19 protein-coding genes are annotated in these 20,636 nt (G+C 40.5%); 8 read left to right on the top strand and 11 right to left on the bottom strand.

Annotated features, from left to right (window positions below):
• Nucleotides 1–264 precede the first annotated feature (264 nt).
• Nucleotides 265–1,581, bottom strand: a complete 1,317-nt coding sequence (gene envZ, locus P20480_RS10510; RefSeq protein ID WP_006793807.1) for a two-component system sensor histidine kinase EnvZ — start codon at nt 1,579–1,581, stop codon at nt 265–267.
• Nucleotides 1,582–1,586: 5 nt separating this feature from the next.
• Nucleotides 1,587–2,306 carry an osmolarity response regulator transcription factor OmpR gene (gene ompR / locus P20480_RS10515; RefSeq protein ID WP_006793806.1) on the bottom strand — a complete coding sequence of 240 codons (720 nt, stop codon included), beginning with the start codon at nt 2,304–2,306 and terminating at the stop codon, nt 1,587–1,589.
• Between the two features lie 194 nt (nt 2,307–2,500).
• Here ompR and greB point away from each other — a divergent pair, with 194 nt between their 5' ends.
• The 4 genes from greB (at nt 2,501) to P20480_RS10535 (ending at nt 6,523) form a co-directional block, all read left to right on the top strand.
• Nucleotides 2,501–2,983, top strand: a complete 483-nt coding sequence (gene greB, locus P20480_RS10520) for a transcription elongation factor GreB (protein ID WP_006793804.1) — start codon at nt 2,501–2,503, stop codon at nt 2,981–2,983.
• Between the two features lie 110 nt (nt 2,984–3,093).
• The gene (locus tag P20480_RS10525; RefSeq protein WP_008129110.1) at nt 3,094–3,399 is read left to right on the top strand and encodes a hypothetical protein; all 306 of its coding nucleotides are present in this window, start codon (nt 3,094–3,096) and stop codon (nt 3,397–3,399) included.
• A 51-nt stretch (nt 3,400–3,450) separates the two neighbouring features.
• Nucleotides 3,451–4,032 (top strand): CBS domain-containing protein, encoded by a 582-nt coding sequence (locus P20480_RS10530; RefSeq protein ID WP_008129108.1) that lies wholly within the window; start codon nt 3,451–3,453, stop codon nt 4,030–4,032.
• Nucleotides 4,033–4,198: 166 nt separating this feature from the next.
• Nucleotides 4,199–6,523 carry a Tex family protein gene (locus P20480_RS10535; protein ID WP_008129106.1) on the top strand — a complete coding sequence of 775 codons (2,325 nt, stop codon included), beginning with the start codon at nt 4,199–4,201 and terminating at the stop codon, nt 6,521–6,523.
• 155 nt (nt 6,524–6,678) lie between these two features.
• Here P20480_RS10535 and P20480_RS10540 read toward each other — a convergent pair whose 3' ends face one another.
• From P20480_RS10540 to bioH, 3 genes are all read right to left on the bottom strand, one after another.
• Nucleotides 6,679–7,530 (bottom strand): putative metalloprotease CJM1_0395 family protein, encoded by an 852-nt coding sequence (locus P20480_RS10540; protein WP_008129104.1) that lies wholly within the window; start codon nt 7,528–7,530, stop codon nt 6,679–6,681.
• A 4-nt stretch (nt 7,531–7,534) separates the two neighbouring features.
• Complete coding sequence (locus tag P20480_RS10545; protein ID WP_006793799.1) at nt 7,535–7,843, bottom strand: hypothetical protein; 309 nt, start codon at nt 7,841–7,843, stop codon at nt 7,535–7,537.
• Nucleotides 7,844–7,932: 89 nt separating this feature from the next.
• Nucleotides 7,933–8,673, bottom strand: a complete 741-nt coding sequence (gene bioH / locus P20480_RS10550) for a pimeloyl-ACP methyl ester esterase BioH (protein ID WP_008129101.1) — start codon at nt 8,671–8,673, stop codon at nt 7,933–7,935.
• Nucleotides 8,674–8,747: 74 nt separating this feature from the next.
• Here bioH and P20480_RS10555 point away from each other — a divergent pair, with 74 nt between their 5' ends.
• Nucleotides 8,748–9,422: a ComF family protein gene (locus P20480_RS10555; RefSeq protein ID WP_008129098.1), complete on the top strand. Its 675-nt coding sequence runs from the start codon at nt 8,748–8,750 to the stop codon at nt 9,420–9,422.
• A 10-nt stretch (nt 9,423–9,432) separates the two neighbouring features.
• Here P20480_RS10555 and P20480_RS10560 read toward each other — a convergent pair whose 3' ends face one another.
• The gene (locus P20480_RS10560) at nt 9,433–11,982 is read right to left on the bottom strand and encodes a M14 metallopeptidase family protein (RefSeq protein WP_008129096.1); all 2,550 of its coding nucleotides are present in this window, start codon (nt 11,980–11,982) and stop codon (nt 9,433–9,435) included.
• A gap of 148 nt (nt 11,983–12,130) precedes the next feature.
• Here P20480_RS10560 and nfuA point away from each other — a divergent pair, with 148 nt between their 5' ends.
• On the top strand, nt 12,131–12,706 hold the full coding sequence (gene nfuA, locus P20480_RS10565; RefSeq protein WP_006793795.1) for a Fe-S biogenesis protein NfuA: 576 nt from the start codon (nt 12,131–12,133) through the stop codon (nt 12,704–12,706).
• Nucleotides 12,707–12,715: 9 nt separating this feature from the next.
• Nucleotides 12,716–12,985 (top strand): hypothetical protein, encoded by a 270-nt coding sequence (locus tag P20480_RS10570; protein WP_006793794.1) that lies wholly within the window; start codon nt 12,716–12,718, stop codon nt 12,983–12,985.
• 3 nt (nt 12,986–12,988) lie between these two features.
• Here the strand turns inward: P20480_RS10570 and P20480_RS10575 are convergent, their stop codons facing one another.
• Complete coding sequence (locus tag P20480_RS10575; RefSeq protein ID WP_008129093.1) at nt 12,989–14,260, bottom strand: MATE family efflux transporter; 1,272 nt, start codon at nt 14,258–14,260, stop codon at nt 12,989–12,991.
• 42 nt (nt 14,261–14,302) lie between these two features.
• Between P20480_RS10575 and P20480_RS10580 the strand changes: the two genes are divergently transcribed.
• Complete coding sequence (locus P20480_RS10580) at nt 14,303–15,328, top strand: polysaccharide deacetylase family protein (RefSeq protein WP_008129091.1); 1,026 nt, start codon at nt 14,303–14,305, stop codon at nt 15,326–15,328.
• Nucleotides 15,329–15,347: 19 nt separating this feature from the next.
• On the opposite strand, the gene P20480_RS10585 is transcribed toward P20480_RS10580, so the two are convergent.
• The 4 genes from P20480_RS10585 to P20480_RS10600 all read right to left on the bottom strand — a co-directional run bounded on the left by P20480_RS10585 (nt 15,348) and on the right by P20480_RS10600 (nt 20,594).
• Complete coding sequence (locus P20480_RS10585) at nt 15,348–16,382, bottom strand: protein-glutamate methylesterase/protein-glutamine glutaminase (RefSeq protein ID WP_008129089.1); 1,035 nt, start codon at nt 16,380–16,382, stop codon at nt 15,348–15,350.
• 8 nt (nt 16,383–16,390) lie between these two features.
• Nucleotides 16,391–17,008 (bottom strand): chemoreceptor glutamine deamidase CheD, encoded by a 618-nt coding sequence (gene cheD / locus P20480_RS10590; protein ID WP_006793790.1) that lies wholly within the window; start codon nt 17,006–17,008, stop codon nt 16,391–16,393.
• Nucleotides 16,998–17,822 carry a CheR family methyltransferase gene (locus P20480_RS10595; protein WP_006793789.1) on the bottom strand — a complete coding sequence of 275 codons (825 nt, stop codon included), beginning with the start codon at nt 17,820–17,822 and terminating at the stop codon, nt 16,998–17,000. The genes cheD and P20480_RS10595 overlap by 11 nt, the downstream gene beginning before the upstream one ends.
• Before the next feature lie 72 nt (nt 17,823–17,894).
• Entirely contained in the window at nt 17,895–20,594 is a 2,700-nt protein-coding gene (locus tag P20480_RS10600) for a methyl-accepting chemotaxis protein (RefSeq protein WP_008129086.1), read from the bottom strand.
• Nucleotides 20,595–20,636: the final 42 nt, after the last annotated feature.

Below are 20,636 nucleotides of genomic sequence, written 5' to 3'. Positions count from 1 at the left end.
GCCGACGCATATTAACAAAAAAAACAAACATCAACATTTTAAACCTTAAAAGTTAACAGTTTACTGTAGTCGGCTATTTAAAAATAATTAGGAGTTAGGTGTATGGGATATAGACTTGTGTTTACAAGCTTAGTTAATGACTTACTTTTACTTAACACTTGCCACCAGCGGCGGCACTGCCATCCGCTTTAAAGCACTTTAAGCTTCACGGTTATATCAGTTTTACAGATATTTAAGTGTTACAAATACAAAACTCCGCACAGGTTACTGTGCAGAGTTTTGTATTTTTATAGGCAGATAAATTTGCGCACTTAAGCCGCCTTCAGGCCGGTTTTCAAGTTTTACTTTGCCGTCGTGCATATCAACAATACGCTTAATAATAGCAAGGCCTAGGCCACTGCCCTCACTGCCTCGCGCAGCATCACCTTGTTTAAACGGTTCAAATACCGACTCTAATTCACTTTCAGGAATACCTGGGCCATTATCGTTTACCGCAATGACCACATACTTCTTATTGGAGTTATAATAACTAAGTACCTCTATATCGCCGTCAGAATAACGAATTGCATTTTCAATCATGTTAGTTACAACACGCTTTATAGCCACGCTGCTGAGCGGAATACTCTCTATACTTGGGTTACTTTTAAAGGTTATAGAACGCTGATGCTTTAACTCACAATTAACGACTTCACCCACTAACGCGTTTATATCTTCACAACTGAGTTCTTCGCGTTTGTGGTGACGTAAATATTCAATAAATTGATCGATAATACCGTTCATATCTTCAATATCGTAAATAATCCCTTCGCGAAGATACTCGTCTTGGTCGCTCATCATCTCGGTTGCTAAACGAATGCGGGTAAGTGGTGTGCGTAAATCGTGAGACACACCCGCCATAAGTAAACGCCGGTCGTTTTCAAGGGCAGCGATACCGCGCGACATTTGGTTAAACGCACGCGTTACTTCTATTACTTCAGTAGAGCCTTCTTCTTCTAGCTTGGTGCTAAAATCGCCTTTACCTACTTTTACAGCGGCTTGTTGCAGTGCTTTAAGCGGGCGGTTTAGGTGGCGTGCAAATAACCAACCACCTAGCACACTCAAAAAGCCAATACTTGATAAGTAAAACGTTAAAAATTCGAGGTTGTTTTCTTGATACCCTGAAAGCGGAATTTTAACCCAATAGCCAGGCGCTTGCGGGGCCTCTATCCAATAAACGAGTGGGCCAGTTTGCGTAATACGCACCCGCGCCGAGCCATTTAACTGCGCAGACATACTACGTGAAAGCATGGGGTATTCACGGGTTTGACCAAGCCCTTGGCGCATGGCTTCGCGCTGGGTCATGACATCAATACCGGTTATTTCAAAAAACTTTTCTGATAAGTCGTCGTTTATTTCTATACCGTCTTCCCAGTCAATAAAAACAGTTTTAACTTGCTTAGCAAGCATTAAATTCACTTGCTCTATGGTCGGTTTTACAACATATAAACTGACTGTTACATAAGACACAACTTGGTTTATAAGTAATAACGCCGCTACCAAAAATACAGTTTGCCCAAACGCACTACGTGGAAAAAATCCCATAAAAACTACTTTTCACCGTCAGGAACAAACACGTACCCTAATCCCCACACAGTTTGAATATAACGCGGGTTAGCCGCATCTATTTCAATCATGCGGCGAAGGCGCGACACTTGCACATCAATACTGCGCTCTAGGGCACTGTAATCTCGGCCACGCGCTAAGTTCATGAGTTTATCGCGGCTAAGCGGCTCTCTTGGGTGTGACACAAGCGCTTTAAGTACGGCAAACTCGCCGCTGGTTAGCGATATTGTTTTATCGCCTTCGCTCATTTCACGAGTGGCTAAATTAAGCGTAAATTTACCAAAGGCAATTAGGTTTTCTTCTGCGGCGGGCGCACCTGGCACTTCTTTAGCGCGGCGGCGTAATATGGCTTTAATGCGCGCAAGTAACTCACGAGGATTAAATGGCTTTGGAATGTAATCATCTGCGCCAAGCTCTAAACCAATGATGCGATCGACTTCGTCGCCCTTTGCGGTGAGCATAACAATAGGGATTTCGTTTTCTTTTTGGCGTAACCTACGGCAAATAGATAAGCCATCTTCACCGGGAAGCATTAAGTCGAGAACCATTAAGTGAAAGTTTTCACGCTCTAAAAGCCTATCCATTTGCTCTGAGTTTGCAGCGGTTCTAACAATAAAACCTTGCTCTACTAAATAACGCTCCAATAAGCTGCGTAAGCGCATATCGTCGTCTACAACCAATACTTTTGTCGTTTCGTGTCCCATTACCTGTTTCTTATTTTTATATCCAATTAAGTATTAATATAAATGAAAAAACAAATAATCAAAAACTAATTACGGCCTTAGATTGTTACTGAACATTTCAAACAACAATAATGGCTGCTTTAAACACTTTAAGCTCGACAAATTTTTCTAAGTTTATTACCGTGCCCATCATTAGAGCTAATAATTAAAAGTCGATGAAAACAAATTTAATTACCCGTGAAGGCTATTTGCAACTGCAACAAGAACACGACCACCTGTGGAATGTAAAACGCCCTGAAGTAACAAAAATAGTCAGCTGGGCAGCAAGCTTAGGCGATCGCTCTGAAAATGCCGACTATCAATATAATAAGCGACTGCTGCGCCAAATAGACCGACGTGTTCGCTATTTGCGAAAGCGTATTCCCGATTTAAATATTATTGATTACTCCCCCGTGCAAGACGGAAAAGTATTTTTTGGTGCGTGGGTCGAAATAGAAAATGAGCAAGGCGACATAAAAAAGTTCAGAATTGTTGGCCCAGACGAAATTTACGACAGAAAAGACTATATTTCTATCGACTCACCCATGGCTCGGGCGCTTATTAAAAAACAAGTTGATGACGATTTTGAAGTAATGACACCGCAGGGAAAAAAAGAATGGTACATAAACTCAATTGAATATCAAAAAACGGCTAAGTAGTATTTGATTCAGATCATATTAACTTTTGATTGTTTAAATTATCTCATTAGGCTATATATAAATAGCTCGCACATAATTTTAATGTGAGATTAGCAAAGGTTGTAATGGTTATGTCAAACGTAGTACAGCGCATATTTAGTAATGCCGTATTGTTTGCACTTTTTATGAGTGTGAGTTTGACTTTGCATGCCAGCAAGCAAAACACCAACCTTGAACACCCAACCGTTTTAAATAATTTAATTGCCTTAGATATTCCCGATCAGGCAACTCCTGACTTTGACGAAGATTCATTTGTTGATGTCACTTCCCTTAAGGCAGCTCAACCACTCCCTAAAGGCGCTCACTCTTTTTACAAGAGTTCATCTTTTAGCAGACCGTTTAGCACTGCGTACCAACGTGGGCCCCCTGTTATTTAATTTAATTTATTACTTTCAATTTAATTAAATTTTAACTAATAGGTGGATATTATGTCTAACTTTAAAGAATTACGTACCCAAAATATCTCTCATGGTGTTATTGCAAAATCATTTGCTGACAATCAACCGTTAATCGATTTGGCCTCACCCGCTTTAAAAATGGTGAATAACTTTACACAAAAAAAACCTGTTCGAGCACAGCACGAAACAATAATCGCTGATGCCCTAAAACAAACGAGCAGCCAGCAGTCTGACTTTGTATTAGTAATGGATGACGACCACAAGCTAATAGGTATTGTTTCAAGTGCTGATTTACAAAGTGCTAAAATTACTATTATTGCTCAACGTTTAAATACACCGCGAAATGAAGTGAGCCTTCGCCATGTAATGACCCCAATAAACCAGCTAATGGGTGTCAGCATGCAAAGCTTAAGTTATGCCTGTGTGGGCGATGCTTTGCAAACAATGGAGCATCAAGGGGCGATGTTTTTATTAGTAACAACAGCCAATAACGAAATATGTGGATTAATTTCAGCTCGCCAAATTGCTAAAACATTACATATTCCGCTGCACATTAGCCCAATTGCCACTTCGTTTAGCGACGTACTAGAAAGCGTAGACCACCCTCATTAGAGGTTGTTTTATCGCTTAACTATCTCAACCAAAGCAACCGTCTTAAAGCAAGTTAAATAGCTTGCTTTAAGAGCTTTTTATTACAACTTCATGTGATATTATTCAAGCAATTAGCCGACCCAGATATTTATTTCTGGTCTTATTTTTTGTTTAAAAAGGTTTTTGCATGAGCGATATCTCTGCACGTTTAGCCAGTGAGCTAAATGCACAACAACAACAAGTTGTTGCTGCAACAAAATTACTTGATGAAGGCGCAACTGTTCCCTTTATTGCCCGCTACAGAAAAGAAGTCACCGGCGGTTTAGATGACACTCAATTGCGCTTACTAGAGCAGCGTTTATCTTACCTTCGAGAACTTGAAGAGCGTCGTAGCTTTATTTTGTCGACTATCGAATCTCAAAAGAAGCTCACCGCAGAGCTCAAAGCCGACATCACTAGCGCGCAAAGTAAAACAGAACTCGAAGATTTATATCTTCCCTATAAAGCAAAACGCCGCACCAAAGGCCAAATAGCCATAGAAGCAGGTATAGAGCCCCTAGCCGATGCGTTATTTACCGACGCGAGTTTAAATCCTGAGCAACACGCTGAGCAGTACATTAATGCTGATAAAGGCTTTGATGACACAAAAGCCGTGCTTGATGGTGCTAAATTTATTTTAATGGAGCGTTTTGCCGAAGATGCAAAATTACTCGCTAAATTAAGAAGTCACATAAGCCAAAACGGCGCAATACAAAGCACGGTAATTAAAGGTCAAGAACAAGCGGGCACTAAATATCGCGATTACTTCGATCATCAGGAGCTACTTACTAAAGTTCCTTCTCATCGTGCATTAGCTATGCTGCGAGCTCGCAACGAAGGCATACTTCAATTAAATGTAAACCCTGAACCAAGTTCTGAAAACCCTGCTCAACTTTGTGCAAATATGATTGCACAGCACTACCGCTTAAATATTACCGACCAAACAGCGAGTGCTTGGCTTTTAAGCGTGGTGCAATGGGCTTGGAAAATTAAGCTAGGTTTACACCTAGAAAACGAATTTTTTGCAGCCATGCGCGAAAAAGCAGAAGCAGGCGCTATTGATGTATTTGCTAAAAACTTAAAAGACTTACTAATGGCGGCACCTGCAGGTCCACGCACAACACTTGGTCTTGATCCCGGTTTACGTACCGGTTGCAAAATTGCTGTTGTAGACAGCACAGGTAAACTGCTAACTACGCAAACTATTTTCCCTCATGCCCCGCAAAATCATTGGGATAAGTCGCTGCGTACACTAGAGCAACTTTGCCGCCAACACAAAGTAGAACTTATTGCCATTGGTAACGGTACAGCGTCGCGCGAGTCAGACAAATTGGTTGCTGAGCTAATGAAAGCAAATACCGAGTTAAAACTTAATAAAATTATGGTGAGCGAAGCTGGCGCGTCGGTTTACTCGGCATCTGAATTTGCAGCTAACGAATTTCCTGACTTAGATGTGTCATTACGTGGCGCGGTATCGATTGCACGTCGCTTGCAGGATCCGCTTGCTGAACTTGTTAAAATAGAGCCTAAATCAATTGGTGTAGGGCAATATCAACACGATGTGTCGCAAAGCCAACTCGGACAAACACTGACAGCCGTTGTTGAAGACTGTGTAAACTCGGTAGGTGTTGATTTAAATATGGCGTCGGTTCCTTTACTTACACGCGTATCAGGATTAAACAAAACCTTAGCGCAAAACATTGTAAATTACCGCGATTCCAATGGATCATTTACAAAACGTAGTGAGCTAAAAAAAGTAGAACGCTTAGGGCCAAAAGCATTTGAACAAGCTGCTGGTTTCTTACGAATTAACAATGGCAGCGACCCACTTGATAACTCATCAGTTCACCCTGAAGCCTACCCTGTTGTTAAGCAAATTTGCGAAAAAAACAACGCAGAAGTAACCACATTAATAGGTAACAGCGAATTTTTAAACAAGCTTGTTGCTAACGACTACACCAACGAAAAATTTGGTTTACCTACGGTTACCGATATTATTGCTGAGCTTGATAAGCCGGGTCGCGATCCACGTCCAGAGTTTAAAACGGCTGAGTTTAAAGCAGGTGTAGAGAAAATAAGTGACCTAAAACCAGGCATGATTTTAGAAGGTGTTGTATCGAATGTTGCTAACTTTGGTGCATTTGTTGATGTGGGTGTTCACCAAGATGGTTTAGTACATATTTCGGCGATTACTAATAAGTTTATATCTGATCCTCGCGAAGTAGTTAAAGCGGGCGACATTGTAAAAGTTAAAGTAGTAGAGGTAGATGCCTCGCGTAAACGTATTAGCTTTACCATGCGTTTAAACGACGAAATAGACACCAGCAACAAGCCAGCCCCTGCTGCACAAAAACAACAGCCGCGCACTAACAATGCGCAACCAAAAGCTGCTAAACCTAAACGTGATAGCGGTAATGCGGTTATGGGTAACGCGTTTGCTGATGCATTTGCGAATGCCAAAGTAAAAAAATAGCAGGCCATTTAGCATGTTTAGCTTTTAAGTAAAATCGGAAAGCGCTCTACGCTTTAAAATAAAAAAACCGCGAAAGCGGTTTTTTTAATTCAAATCAGTAAGCATTAAAAATAATTTATTGTGAATAGTTTAATATTCGAAGTTCAGGCTATTCGCTAAGAGGTTGCTGAAAAACCACTTTGTGTGGATGGCGAAGTTGCCATTTGATAAAAATTAGCAATTCGCCCTGCGCGTGCTTCCACGTCTGCATCTCGTGTTTGCTCTTCACTTTCTGCCGTTTTAGTTTCTTGCGTTTCACTGCTTGTGAATGATGCTTTGCTATTGTTTTCAGCGCTGTCGTCTTCCTCATTTTGAGGCGCTGCAAGTTCAGCCTGAGCTGCTACCAGCTTTTGAGTAGCGTCTGCCGCTATTGATCGATCAGCACCTGAAGGCTCCGCTGGAGCTAGGGCTGCGGCTCTAACCGTTTGCATTTTTTCTATGGTTGCTTGGGGATCACCTGGAATTTCAGCAACGTCAATTTGCACCTCGCCGCCCACTGCATAGTTAGTGCCGTCAGGGCCACGTTGATATTCGTAACTTGGCGAACCCGCATATTTACCGCCTACAGAAGCATGAGCTTGTTCGTGAATACGCACTTCAGTATCGCGCGCTTTTAGCTCTTTTATTTGCTGCTGCTCTTGCTCTAAAACTTGCTGTTCTTGCTCAGACTCTTGTTGCTGCGCTTTTTGCTCTTCAGACTCCTCTGGATTCTCGGCGTTTTCATCGTCGCGCGCTTGAACCACTTTTTCGTCAGCTAACTTACCCGATGCACTATACGTTGCACCCTCATTATTACCTGGTAATTTGGCTTTTTCAGCATCGCTTTGCGCTTTGGTTTCGGTATTACTTGCGCTATTTGCAGAAGGAGCAGGAATTACTTCCCGCAGTTGATTGTCACGACGAGCGGTTTCCGTATAAACATTGGCTGTGTTTATATTTATTGATGGAAATGGCGTGACAATATTCATTAAATTACACTTTAATGTCGACTAACGTACCCAGTACGTCATCAGCTGTTTGAATTGTTTGCGCATTAGCTTTAGCGTTAAATTCTTCAACTTTTAGGTTAACAAGTGATTCGTCAATACGCGCAGGCTGAGCAACCGGTGCTGTTACTGCTTCGTCTGGCGTTGCTGCAACTAACTGTCGCTGTTGTGCAAGTTGCGCATCATCTTGCTGTTCTATACTGGCACGGTTTATTTCTGCGCTGGCCTTTTCAATACCTTGGCTTGCACGGTTAAACCCTTCGACACCATTATTAAATACAGATCCGATTGACATGGTAAACCTCCACCACTTAAATATTGTTTAATTATCGCTCAGTTTGTGCGCAAAATAAAGCTTTACGGGACGCAATTATCGTCGCATTTTTAAAGCATTGATTTAACGATAGATAAAAACTCATTTTTGTGAGAAATAAACGGAGCATGAGATGCTTTATCTATTACTTGGTATTCAAACTCAGCATTTAGTACTGACATTTTAGCTATTGCTTTATACGGCACTAATGCATCTAAGCGACCAAATACACCCATAATTTTTACCGGACACGTTGCAAATAAATCGCGTAAATCATTATTTTGTAAAATATCTAAACCGGCCGCTAACGCCTCACTGTTGGGTGCTGAATATTGATTTAGCAATTGTTTAAGCTGCTTTATGTCATCTCTCGCTGACTCACTTCCCATAGCCTGAATAGCCAAAAAGCGCTCAATGGTTTTTTCTCTATGATTAACCAATTGGTCTTTAAACTGAGTTAGTACTTTTTCACTAATTCCCGGCCATTCACAATGCTCTGCAAAATAAGGTGTCGATGCGACTAAAATAACCTTCGATACTTTTTCAGGCCAATGTTTTGCAATGTATAGAGCAAACAAACCACCTAAAGACCACCCCATTAAAATAGAATGAGGTTTTAACTGTTGGCTTAATTGCATAGCGGCATCATGCAAATTATACGGGGTTGGTAATGTGGTTGCGCTATTACCAAACCCAGGCAAATCAAGGCTACGCACTTCTCCTGTATATAAGTTTTCAAGCTCTGGCTGTATGAGTTGCCAAACGCCTTGATTCATTCCCCAACCATGTAAAAGTACTAACTCTTTTTGCATATTTGCATATTCTTAACCAAACTTAGGCTCATAATAACGTTTAAAAAGATGATTGCAATGGAAGGCACTATCTCATGAAAGGTCTGTTTAACTGGCTGTTCCCGTCGTATTGCGTACAGTGCAAAAGCCCTGTAAGTGCAAGCCTAGGTTTATGCGAATATTGCTTAGAAGATTTAGCATTACTAGATGTAACTAAACACCCAAATTTACTTCACCGACCTGATATTGTTGATATGTTTCCTAACTGCGAATTTGACAGGTTATTTGCTTGCGCTTTTTACCGCCCTCCATTTGAGCAGTGGCTAACCCAACTTAAATTTAGTAACCAAATACATTACAAAAAAGCACTTCAGCAGGTTGTACACAGGCAGCTCAATGCGTTTTTTAAATACAGCACGCAATCTCCTGATTTATTTATAATTTTACCTTTGCATAAAAGCCGATTTTTAAAGCGAGGTTTTAATCAAGTAAGCCAAGTATGGCACCCTTGTTTGTGCTCTCGCGTTGTTTTAAATAATGCGCTTATTCGTAATAAAAAAACTCATGCGCAATCGCAGCTCACTAAAGCAAAACGTATTAAAAATCTAACCAATGCATTTATATGTACTGAAGATATGAGCGGTAAAACAGTCGCTATTGTTGATGACATTATGACAACCGGCGCAACATTAAATGCCGCAACTCAGGCTTTAAGGAAAGCCGGCGCTAAACAAGTGTGGGCATTCACAACCTGTTTAACGCCAATTTAGTTAATTTATGTTACTGACCATTTGCGCGGAATGTATGGCCTAAAAACAATGCATTGCTAAGCAATCGACTTGTACCATACCAGTAACCTCTAAATACGGGGTTGTCAGTCATAGCAATAACACTGCCGCGTCCGTACGAATGTGCTATTAAACCAGCGCCTTCAGCTACTTGTTCTACATTTACAGAGTCAGTAAAGCCAGCTAACAACGGGCGTTTTGTGTAGGTTAGTACATTAACAAAAGGGGCATCTGACGCTTCAAGTAACCATGTACTGTTTTTAAATACCGGTAAGGTGTCGCGCGTGAGTGAGAAGGTTAATGGGTGCGTTAAATCCACACTAGTGTTAAAAATAGCCCCAGCAATACGCTGACGCCCCGCTAGATGATCTTTATCGCCATAGCTTAGGCCTTCAGTTTTGAAAGCACCAGCTAAATCCTGTCGCGATAAATAATTTGCTTTAAGTAGTTGCTGGTCGACTAAAAATTTAGCGCCGCCTTTGTGGCCCCAAATAACACCGCCTTTTCTTACCCAGCTTTTAATCGCTACTTTTTCTGCATCTGTTAAGCTATTGTAATTGCCGTGGGCCAACACAATATGGCTATAATCACTAAGCTCAAGTGAACTTAAACGCGTCATTTCAACAATTGTGGGGGCAACACCTACAAACCTATCTAGGTAATACCACACTTCACCTACTTCGTACTGGCTAGTGCCTTGGCCGCCAATCAGTAAAACCTTGGGTGCTTTAACAACTGCCATAGAGCGTGAACCTAAATCAGCACCTTTACTGGTTAAGCCTGTTGTAATAGGTTTTATGGCAATACCAAATTCACTTTGCGCAGTGTTTAACAAAGAAATCCAGTTTTGCTGTGTTTGTAAACCAGCCGGAATAATAATACTCCCTGGCTCAAAATTTATGTCGCCCGCGCTCGATTTTGCCGTTAAGGCGCTCAATGCCACGCGTGCTTTTATACCTTGCTTTAATAATGTATTTAGCATTTTAGGCGCTAAGTAGTCGTCCCATGCAAAACCAAATGCATACGCTGACTCTAAACTTGTTAGGGGCGCTTTAGGTGCTTTATTCCAAGGTGTGTCTGCAACGTCTAGCCCCCAGTTACTTTTTACTTTTGCAAAGGGTAGATTGAATGCATGCGCTAATGTCCAACCAGATACATCGTAAAATGTATTGTCTGCAAAGTTTTTTTGCTCGCTAAATATCGCTTTAACTAGACGATATTGAGGCTGCGCTAAAGGCACATAATAGCTGTTGGTGGTAAAGTTTACGCCACCTGCTTTGAACGGTTTAGTAAGTTCAAATGCCTTTATTTTATGTTGCTCCAATAGCGCTAAAAAGTCAGTAATTCGGGTGCTGTCTTTTGCACCTTCAACAACATAACCTGCAAAGTTTTCATCACCTGCAAGCTCTGCGGCTTGATCATAAAATTTAGCTTGGTAGTCAAGCAATGCTTGACGGTTTTCAACCGCCGCTTTAAAGGTAGATAAGCTCGTTAGTAACTGATTTTTTATAGTAAATGGAAACGTTAAAGGGCCATTAATGGTCTCTTGTATATGGCCTCGAGAGCTTGCTTGCTCAAACAAAATACCTATACCTCCGTTCACGTCTGGGTAAGTTGAACCTTTACCGTAGTAAAAATCGTCAAAGCTTTCTTCTGTAAAATACAGTGCATTATTTTCATCCAATGTTTTGGCATGATAATTAGCAATTGCTTTGGTTAATGTTACGTTTTCAATTGGCGTAATTGGGTGCTTTCTACTTGGAATACCCGGCTGAAAAAAATAGCTGCTGTTTGGGCCCATTTCATGAAAGTCGGTAAGTACATTTGGTTTCCACTGATGAAATTTTGCAATACGCGCACGCGACTCAGGGTGCTGTAGCAATAGCCAATCTCGGTTTAAGTCAAACCAATAATGATTAGTGCGGCTGCTTGGCCAGTTTTCGGTATGCTCACGAGTTTTAGGATCTGATGACAAATTCATGCCGCGGTTACTGTTTGCCCAATTAGCAAAACGTGCAAGTCCGTCGGGGTTTAATGATGGGTCGAGCAAAATAACGGTATTGTTTAATAGGTTATTTATTTCATCGCCTTGTGCTGCAGCTAAGTAATAAGCCGTTAAAAGCGATGCATTGCTTCCCGATGATTCGTTACCGTGCACACTGTAGCCCATCCACACAACTGCAGGTTCATCGTTTGCTTTTTTGCTGTTATTACCCAAACGAGCCAAGTGCGCTTGGCGTATTTGCTCTATTTGAGTTAATTTATTTGGCGCTGTAACCGTTAGCATTACCAGTGGTCGTTGCTCATGTGTGCGGCCAATTATCTCAAAGTTTATTCTGTCGCTCTTTTGAGCAAGTACTTCCATGTAGCGCACGAGTTGGTCGTGTCTTACATGCCACTCACCTACTTGATAACCCAATACTTCTTCTGGCGTAGGAATGGCTGGGTCGAATACAACATCGTCTTCAAAATAGTATGAAAGCGGTTTTGCTACACTTGAAAAGCTCAGCATTACCACCATTATTGTTATTAATAAACGCATATAGATCACTCTAAAAATGTTTGTTAATTGCACGCTAGCATTGCTTAAAATAGATGCCAACTTTTTACGCTCAACACTAGCCGCAACACGATGAGCGGAGTATGATATGCAGTATCCGAGTAATTTAGTCAGGTATAAAGCCGTTTTTATGATTTCTATTTCCGAAACAGCACAAGCACATTTTGCTAAACTATTAGCAGATCAATCACAACAGACCAATATTCGCGTTTTTGTTGTAAACCCTGGTACATCACAAGCCGAGTGTGGTGTTTCTTATTGTCCAGAAGACGCCGTTGAAGACAACGATATTCGCTTAAATTTTAACGGATTTGATGCCGTTGTTGATGCTGAAAGTGCTCCTTTTTTAGAAGAAGCTGAAATTGATTTTGTTACCGACAAAATGGGTACTCAGCTAACGCTTAAAGCACCTAATGCAAAAGCACGTAAAATTGGTGATGATGCATCATTAAACGAACGTGTTCAGCACATGCTTGAAACAGAAGTAAACCCACAACTAGCTAACCATGGCGGCCAAGTAAGCCTAGTAGAGATTACAGCTGCTGGCGTTGCAGTACTTCAGTTTGGTGGCGGTTGTAATGGGTGTTCTATGATCGATGTAACGTTAAAAGAAGGCATCGAAAAAGAAATGATTGCTAAGTTTGACGAGATCACAGGTGTTGCAGATATTACTGATCACGAAGCTGGCGAGCACTCTTACTATTAAGCCAAGTAAATGCTAAAGCCTCTTATATACCGCTTAGGGAGCAACCCTAAGCTGAGTTTAAAGCGGTTTTTTCGCGGCGTAGCACTGTTTGTGCTAGCCGTGATTTTTATTTTTGCGGGTTACTATAGTCATTACAGTTTGCAAATTATTGGCGTTTTAATTTTAATACCTGCGCTATTTTTTGCTTTTTGGGGCTACAGTGGCATTTTTGCCAATCGCTTTTCGCAAGTAATAAAAGAAATAGGGCCCAAACATCACGATCCTGATCTGTGGAAATAAGCCTTAATCTAGCAGCTGATTATTAGCTTTAAGCGTTTGATATTTTATTATTAATGTAACTCCACGCATTAGCATAAAGCAGCTCATCGCAAGCCATAGCCCATTATTTTGCCAATCATTAAATACCCAAAATACACCAAAAAACCCAATAGCTGCCGATAGCAACATACTATTTCGCATATCTTTAGCGCGCGTTAAACCAACAAATACACCATCAAATAAAAAGCAGCTCATTGCTAATAATGGCAAAGCAATTACCCATGGTAAATATTGCGTAGCCTCATTAATAACCTCAGGTACGTTGGTTAATAGCGTAATTATATAAGCGCCAAACACAGCAAAAAACACGCTATAAATCACGCCAAATAATATTCCCCAAAATACACTTATTTTTACCCACAGCTGTATTTTACTTACACTTTGCTGACCTTTAGCTTGGCCTACTTTAGCCTCACTTGCGTAAGCTATGCCATCCAGAGCAAAGCTGACTAACATTAAAAAGTTTAGTAATACTGCGTTCGCTGCAAGGGTTGTTTCGCCAATACGCGCGCCATAAAAAGTCATAAAGCTAAAACACAACTGAAGTATTAAAGAGCGAATGAAAATGTCGCGATTTAAACTCAATAACCCTGCCATTTTTTTAAAGCTAAACCAGTGCGGAGTACTTAACACTACACCTTGTTTTTTTGCGAGTTTAGTCACTAAAAACAGCGCGAATACCAGCGCAGTATAATCAGCGATTAACGATGCCCATGCCGCGCCTGCTACAGCCCAATCTAAAAAAACAACAAAATAAATATCAAGCACAATATTTACACTATTTGTTACCAACAATAAGTAAAATGGCCCTCGTCCATAATGAACGCCTAACATCCAACCCAATAAAACCAAGTTACATAGTGCCGCTGGCGCGCTAAAAATTCGAATACTAAAATAAGTATAGGCCTCGCTTAGCACGGCATTATTAGCGTCTGATAAAAATGCTATTGCGTGTTTTATTAAAGGAGACATAGCAATAAGAAATAATGCCACTATGCTGGCAAGTAATAGGCTTCGTTTTAGTAAAGCAGCTAACTGGGTTAAGTCATTTTGGCCATAGGCTTGGGCAACCATGCCGGTTGTGCTCATTCTTAAAAAACCCGCGAGCCAAAATAAAATGGAGATAACAGCTGAGCCCAACGCAATACCAGCCAAATAATGAGCACTGCCTAAATGGCCAATGACCGCGGTATCAACTATTCCTAACAGTGGCACGGTGATATTTGATAATATCATTGGTCCTGCTAACAACAGCAAGCTTTTATGGTGTGCTTTATTATGTATAAGAAATTGTTTCATTTAGTTTTATTGACTCTTATTGGGTTATCTTTACGTGCTCATGCTGGTGTTATTTTACAGTACCACCATGTAAGTGAAACCCTGCCGGCGGTCACTAGTGTGAGCGAAGAAACGTTTACAGAGCATCTAAACTATTTAAAAAATAATGATTTTAATGTTATTGCCTTAAATGAACTACTTGATGCTTTAAAACAAGGCCATACCTTACCTGATAAAACCGTCGCCATCACGTTTGATGATGGTTACAACAATAATTATGATCAAGCTGCTCCAATACTCGAAAAGTTTGGCTATCCATACACAATTTTTGTTAACCCTAAGCTCATAGACGAAGGTAAACGCTATGTGATGGGTTGGGATAAACTTAAAGAACTGAGTAAAAAAGGCGCACTTATAAGTAACCACACCGCACAGCATGACTATTTACATCTAAAACTTGACGGTGAAACTAACACGCAATGGAAAAAACGTATCACCCAAGATATTGTTCATTCACAACAACGTATAAAAGAAGAGATAGGCCACAACTATAAATATTTAGCTTACCCCTACGGAGAGTTTGATAACGAGTTACAAGCTTTAGTGACAGAGCTTGGCTATATAGGCATTGGCCAGCATTCTGGTGCTCTAAATAAACACACTAACTTTAGTCGATTACCTCGCTTTCCTGCATCTGGCGTTTATAGCGACATAAAAACACTGGCAACCAAATTAAATTCTCAGGCATTTAATATTACTCAATTAAGCTATGAAAATAGCGTAACAACCCAAAACCCACCTGCGTTAACTATTAGGTTTCAAGTTGATGATTTTAACAAGTCACAACTGGCTTGTTATGTGTCGGGGATTGGCAAAGCAAACTTGAACTGGGTGACTGATAATACGGTAGAGGTAACATCACCTAAAAAACTGAACAAAGGCCGTTCACGCTTTAATTGTACAGCGCCTTCAATTAAAAAACCGAACAGCTATTATTGGTTTTCTCAGCCTTGGGTTATTCAATAACTTTGAGCTTTCTATTTATTTAGTTAGGTTTAACTGCTTGGCTTAATAATCGCTCAGCCATTTTATCAAGTGCAGCCACTTCATTGGCTGCATTTAAATCAATGGCGGCTTTAGGCATTCCCCACACAACTGATGAGTATTCATCTTGCGCTAACGTGTATGCACCGTTTTGCTTCAGTGCTAACAGTCCTTTAGCCCCATCAGCGCCCATACCTGTAAGTATTGCTGCCACTATATTTTTTGATCCACAATTTACAAGCGAATCAAATAGTACGTCAACGGCTGGTTTATGCCGATTTACAGGCTCACCATCGTCGAGCTGGCAATACAAAGCAATTCCTCGCTTTTTTACGCTTAAATGAAGCCCGCCGGGGGCAATATAAGCCCAACCTGGGCTTAGCTTGTCGCCATGTTGTGCCTCTTTCACATTAATTAAGCATGTTCTATCCATACGCTCAGCAAACGAGGCACTAAATACGGGAGGAATATGCTGAGTAATTACAATAGGAGGGCAATTAACTGGCATTTTTATTAGTACTTCTTTTATTGCCTCGGTACCCCCGGTAGATGCACCAATTGCAATCACTTTATTTAATAAAAATTCAGTCTCTGAACTTATAGGTTTTGTATCGGGTGGCGCTTTTTTAAAGCTGCGGATTCGTGCACCTGCGGCTATTCTTACCTTTTGTTGAACCAGTGACGCGTAATGACTCAGCTGGGCTCTTACGTTATTTGTTGGCTTAGCAATAAAATCCACAGCACCTAGCTCTAACGCCTCTAATGTAATGGGCGACCCCTTCTGCGTAAGCGTAGAAATCATAACCACGGGCATAGGCCTTAGGCGCATTAGGTTTTTTAAAAAGCTAATCCCATCCATTTTTGGCATTTCTACGTCTAAGGTAAGTACATCGGGATTAAGCTTTTTGATCATTTCGCGTGCTTGGTATGGATCTTCAGCACAGCCCACTACGTTAATGTCGTTAGCTTGTTGCAGTATTTCTGTAAGCAACCCTCTAATTAAAGGGGAGTCATCGATTATTAATACATTTATCATAGCGACTCCTAAAACAACTCTATATTCGATACCACTTCTTGCTTTTTAAGGTTTTGCAAGTAACGTACTTCGCGCTTTTCAATGGTATCGTTATGTAATTTTTTAAGTTTTTTCATATACACTTTACCCGTTTGTGGATGAAAAAATATTTTTCTAGGCCACGGGCCACCCATATCATGGGCCACTAAATTTAACGCTTCTTCTTTAACATAGGCGGTAGCAAAACTAATATTACCCAGCCCAATATCTGTCATTGCACTAATTATTTTTCCGCCACCAAATAGCTTAATTTTTAAATTATGACGAGACGCACCGTTTTTTAATACTTCATTAATTAGGTATTCCATAGCCCAATTACCATAACGGCAGTTTAAGCCGTGTGCACTTTTAAGCTCTACGCCTTTTTGTATCGGCAGCATAAAATGATTCATCCCGCCAATACCTAACACTTCATCGTAAACACAGGCCGCAATACATGAGCCAAGTACCGTTGAAATCAATTCATTATTTTTAGATACATAAAACTCCCCTGGAAGCACTTTGGCAACAACATGATTTCTTCCTGAATCCCAGTAACGCTTAATGTGTTCAAAACTGGGTAAAACACTTCTAAATTCAGCCTGCATGTGCTCTCAATTGATACATAGTTTTTCCTAAATTTTTATAATTTGAGTGCTCTTTACCCATACTCTCTGAGTGACCTAAAAATAAGTAACCGTGATCGCTTAGAATATTTGCATAGCGTTTAAATAAATGATCTTTCGTTTCTTTATCAAAATAAATAACCACGTTGCGGCATAAAATAAGATCAAACGGCCCTTTCATTGGCCAGTCTTGCAATAGGTTTAAGCGCTTAAAAGAAATACGCTCACGCAGCGTGTCTTTCACTTTATAGTGTTCGCCATCTTTACTTTTTAAAAACCAACGCTTTAGATGAGTGGCATCTAAGCCATTTACGTTTGCCGCGGTATACACACCTTTTTGCGCTTTTTCTAACACGTTAGAATCTAAATCGGTGGCTAAAATTTTTACATCCCAATTACTTGGAAATGCATTATTTAGCGTCATTGCTAAGCTGTAGGGCTCTTCTCCTGTTGAGCAGCCTGCAGACCATATTCTGACCCGCTTGGTGTCTTTGTTCGCCTTTATTAAGTTAGGTATAAGCTCAGATTTAATAAATTCAAAATGATGAACTTCACGAAAAAAAGACGTTAAATTAGTGGTAATTGCATTTATAAACGCATCAAACTCTTGGTCTTTATGCGTATCTAAGTAGGCTAAGTAGGCTTTAAAGTCGTTTAATTTTAGCGCTCTTATCCGCCTTGCTAAACGTGAGTACACCATTTCACGTTTATGATCGCCTAATACAATACCGCAAGCGTTGTAAACTAAATTGGCAATGTCTTTAAAATCGCGATCGGTACACAGAAACTCTTTCATTAGCAGCTCTCATACATAGTAGTGAGTGTGGCCTTATTGAGCGCTTTTCCAATAAGGCCTGTAATCAAATAATTAAAATTCTTCCCACTCGTCTGCCGAATCAATAAAATTATCGCCTCTTGGCTTGCTTTGTACTGCGTTACTTTGTGATTTGTGAGCTAAACTTGGGGTATTCATCGTGGGTGACATAATAGCCATGTCTTGCTGACCCAGTGAAAAGAAATTAAGGAGTCTGCGCATTTCATTTGCTTGCTCAGCCATTGATTCACCTGCAGCCGATGCTTCTTCAACTAAGGCTGCGTTTTGCTGGGTCATTTCATCCATTTGAGATATAGCTTTATTTACTTGCTCTATACCTGCACTTTGCTCTTCAGATGCCTCTGTAATATCTGAAATCATTTGCGTCACTTTTTGTACCGACACCACAATTTCTTTAAGCGTTGCACCTGATTCATTAACAAGCTGAGAGCCATCTGCTACTTTACCTACACTATCTCTTATCAGCTCTTTAATTTCTTTAGCGGCCCCTGCTGAGCGCTGAGCTAAATTACGCACTTCACCTGCAACAACCGCAAAGCCACGCCCTTGCTCTCCCGCTCTAGCTGCTTCAACGGCCGCATTAAGTGCAAGCAAGTTAGTTTGAAATGCAATTTCGTCAATCACACCAATGATGTCAGCAATCTTTTTACTCGATTCATTAATTGCCGACATACTCGTCACAGCACGATTAACCACTTCACCACCTTGAATCGCTTTATCGCATGTTTCTTCTGCGAGTGTATTTGCCACTTTAGCATTGTCTGCATTCTGACGGACTGTACTCGTCATTTCTTCCATACTTGAGGCGGTTTCTTCCAATGATGATGCTTGCTCTTCCGTGCGCTGACTTAAATCTGCGTTCCCCTGAGAAATTTCTTCTGCGCCACTGGCCACTAAGGTTGCTGATGAACTTATACGATTAATAACCTCCGTTAATTTATCTGCCGTGGTGTTTGCGTCGCGTTTTAATTTATCAAACGAGCCTTTGTATTCTTTTTCAATTCGCTTAGATAAGTCACCGGTTGCCAAGGCATCTAGCATATTGCCAGTATCTGCGACCGCATCGTCAACAATTTTAACTAAACTGTTTAACCCTTGTGCCAAGCGTAAAAAGAACCCCTCTTTACCCTCTTCCATTACACGCGTATCAAGGTCTCCCTCTCCTGCAGCACTCACTAATTGCGCTATTTCTCTTTCTATTGCAACCTCTGCGGTTCTATCTTCCCACTCTACAACGGTGCCAATTCTCTCTTGCTCTGGGGTTATTATTGGGTTTGCAACCAAACCAAATGTGCGTCCACCAACCTTTATTTGCGTGCTGTAAGTATCTTTTAACGTTGCTAATAAGTTTTGTTGGTGCGCTGGGTTTTTATGAAATACATCAATATTTTGATTAAGTAGATTTTTGCTATCAAAATTAGGTAAGTCTTTTCGAAGGTCACTTTCAGCAATACGCATCATATTTCTAACAGCTTTATTCATGTACACAATGACATTTGCTGAATCTGCAATCATGGTATTAGTCGCGACAGTATCAAGTGCTTGACGCACACGAAGGTTTTCTTGTGCTATGGCACGCTCTGCGTCAGCTTTAGCAACCTTTTCAGTAATATCGTCCCACTCAACAATGGTACCGAGTTTCTTTCCTTCTTGGCTGTACCATGGCGTCGCTATTAATGTAAAAATAAGCCCCGCTAAACGCAGCTCTGCTTTATAAGGCTTATCTAAATTTTTTAATAAATCTCGTTGGTGTGACGGCTTCTTATGAAAATCATCGACACAAGTACCTATTAAATTATCAACAGAAAATTGTGGCAATACGGTTTGTAGGTCTTTTTCACGCGCTTTTAACATGTCTTGCACGCGCTCGTTTACGAATACAATATTAAGGTCTTGGTCTGCAATCATTACATTTGCTTGGCATACTTTTAAGGCGCTGGCTAAGTCTGCAGTTTTACGCGAAGATTTTTCTAACTCTTTTTGAGCTGTTATATCGGATGCGTATTTAATTACTTTAAATGGCTTGCCATTCATATCATAGATTGGGTTATAAGAGGCCTGAATCCAAACTTCCTGACCTTGTTTACCTATTCTTAAATATTCACCCGAGTCAAATTCACCGCGCCCTAACTTAGCCCAAAAAGCTTTATATTCATCACTATTTGCGTGTTCAGGTGTAACAAATAATCGGTGGTGCTGCCCTATAATGTCGTTAAGCTGATACCCCAACGTATTTAAAAAATTATCGTTTGCATCAATAATAGTGCCGTCTAAATTAAACTCTATTACTGCTTGAGACTTACTAATTGCATTAATTTGCCCTCTTGCCTCTGCTGCAGCGAGTTTTTGTGGTGTTATATCCGTCGCAAATTTTACAACCTTAATAACTTGCCCCTGGGAGTTTATAATTGGGTTATAAGTGGCCTGAATCCAAACCTCCTTACCACTTTTGGTAAAACGCCTAAATTCTTGAGATATAAACTCGCCGCTGTTTAATCGTACCCAAAAATGTGTGTAGTCACTCCCTTGGGCCTCAGTGTTATCAACAAATAAAGAGTGATGCTGGCCTTGAATCTCTTCTAGTTGATATTCCATTACGCGAAGAAAATTAGCATTAGCGGTAATTATTTTACCGCTTGGCTCAAACTCAATCACAGCTAATGACTTATTTAATGCGCTTACAATTAAATCATTATTTGATTCAGACTGTTTTGGATTACTAAACCATCCCATGCTCATCACCACCTTTAAGTTATTTTTACTTTATTTAGCAAA

The sequence above is a fragment of the Pseudoalteromonas sp. BSi20480 genome (assembly GCF_000241365.1).
GTDB lineage: Bacteria > Pseudomonadota > Gammaproteobacteria > Enterobacterales > Alteromonadaceae > Pseudoalteromonas > Pseudoalteromonas marina.
This window is presented reverse-complemented; position numbering and strand designations above follow the sequence as displayed.

Excerpts from the sequence above, each read along its gene's own strand:
- envZ (WP_006793807.1), bottom strand. The coding sequence starts at position 1,581 with ATGGGATTTTTTCCACGTAGTGCGTTTGGGCAAACTGTATTTTTGGTA.
- ompR (WP_006793806.1), bottom strand. The coding sequence starts at position 2,306 with ATGGGACACGAAACGACAAAAGTATTGGTTGTAGACGACGATATGCGC.
- greB (WP_006793804.1), top strand. The coding sequence starts at position 2,501 with ATGAAAACAAATTTAATTACCCGTGAAGGCTATTTGCAACTGCAACAA.
- P20480_RS10525 (WP_008129110.1), top strand. The coding sequence starts at position 3,094 with ATGTCAAACGTAGTACAGCGCATATTTAGTAATGCCGTATTGTTTGCA.
- P20480_RS10530 (WP_008129108.1), top strand. The coding sequence starts at position 3,451 with ATGTCTAACTTTAAAGAATTACGTACCCAAAATATCTCTCATGGTGTT.
- P20480_RS10535 (WP_008129106.1), top strand. The coding sequence starts at position 4,199 with ATGAGCGATATCTCTGCACGTTTAGCCAGTGAGCTAAATGCACAACAA.
- P20480_RS10540 (WP_008129104.1), bottom strand. The coding sequence starts at position 7,530 with ATGAATATTGTCACGCCATTTCCATCAATAAATATAAACACAGCCAAT.
- P20480_RS10545 (WP_006793799.1), bottom strand. The coding sequence starts at position 7,843 with ATGTCAATCGGATCTGTATTTAATAATGGTGTCGAAGGGTTTAACCGT.
- bioH (WP_008129101.1), bottom strand. The coding sequence starts at position 8,673 with ATGCAAAAAGAGTTAGTACTTTTACATGGTTGGGGAATGAATCAAGGC.
- P20480_RS10555 (WP_008129098.1), top strand. The coding sequence starts at position 8,748 with ATGAAAGGTCTGTTTAACTGGCTGTTCCCGTCGTATTGCGTACAGTGC.
- P20480_RS10560 (WP_008129096.1), bottom strand. The coding sequence starts at position 11,982 with ATGCGTTTATTAATAACAATAATGGTGGTAATGCTGAGCTTTTCAAGT.
- nfuA (WP_006793795.1), top strand. The coding sequence starts at position 12,131 with ATGATTTCTATTTCCGAAACAGCACAAGCACATTTTGCTAAACTATTA.
- P20480_RS10570 (WP_006793794.1), top strand. The coding sequence starts at position 12,716 with ATGCTAAAGCCTCTTATATACCGCTTAGGGAGCAACCCTAAGCTGAGT.
- P20480_RS10575 (WP_008129093.1), bottom strand. The coding sequence starts at position 14,260 with ATGATATTATCAAATATCACCGTGCCACTGTTAGGAATAGTTGATACC.
- P20480_RS10580 (WP_008129091.1), top strand. The coding sequence starts at position 14,303 with ATGTATAAGAAATTGTTTCATTTAGTTTTATTGACTCTTATTGGGTTA.
- P20480_RS10585 (WP_008129089.1), bottom strand. The coding sequence starts at position 16,382 with ATGATAAATGTATTAATAATCGATGACTCCCCTTTAATTAGAGGGTTG.
- cheD (WP_006793790.1), bottom strand. The coding sequence starts at position 17,008 with ATGCAGGCTGAATTTAGAAGTGTTTTACCCAGTTTTGAACACATTAAG.
- P20480_RS10595 (WP_006793789.1), bottom strand. The coding sequence starts at position 17,822 with ATGAAAGAGTTTCTGTGTACCGATCGCGATTTTAAAGACATTGCCAAT.
- P20480_RS10600 (WP_008129086.1), bottom strand. The coding sequence starts at position 20,594 with ATGGGATGGTTTAGTAATCCAAAACAGTCTGAATCAAATAATGATTTA.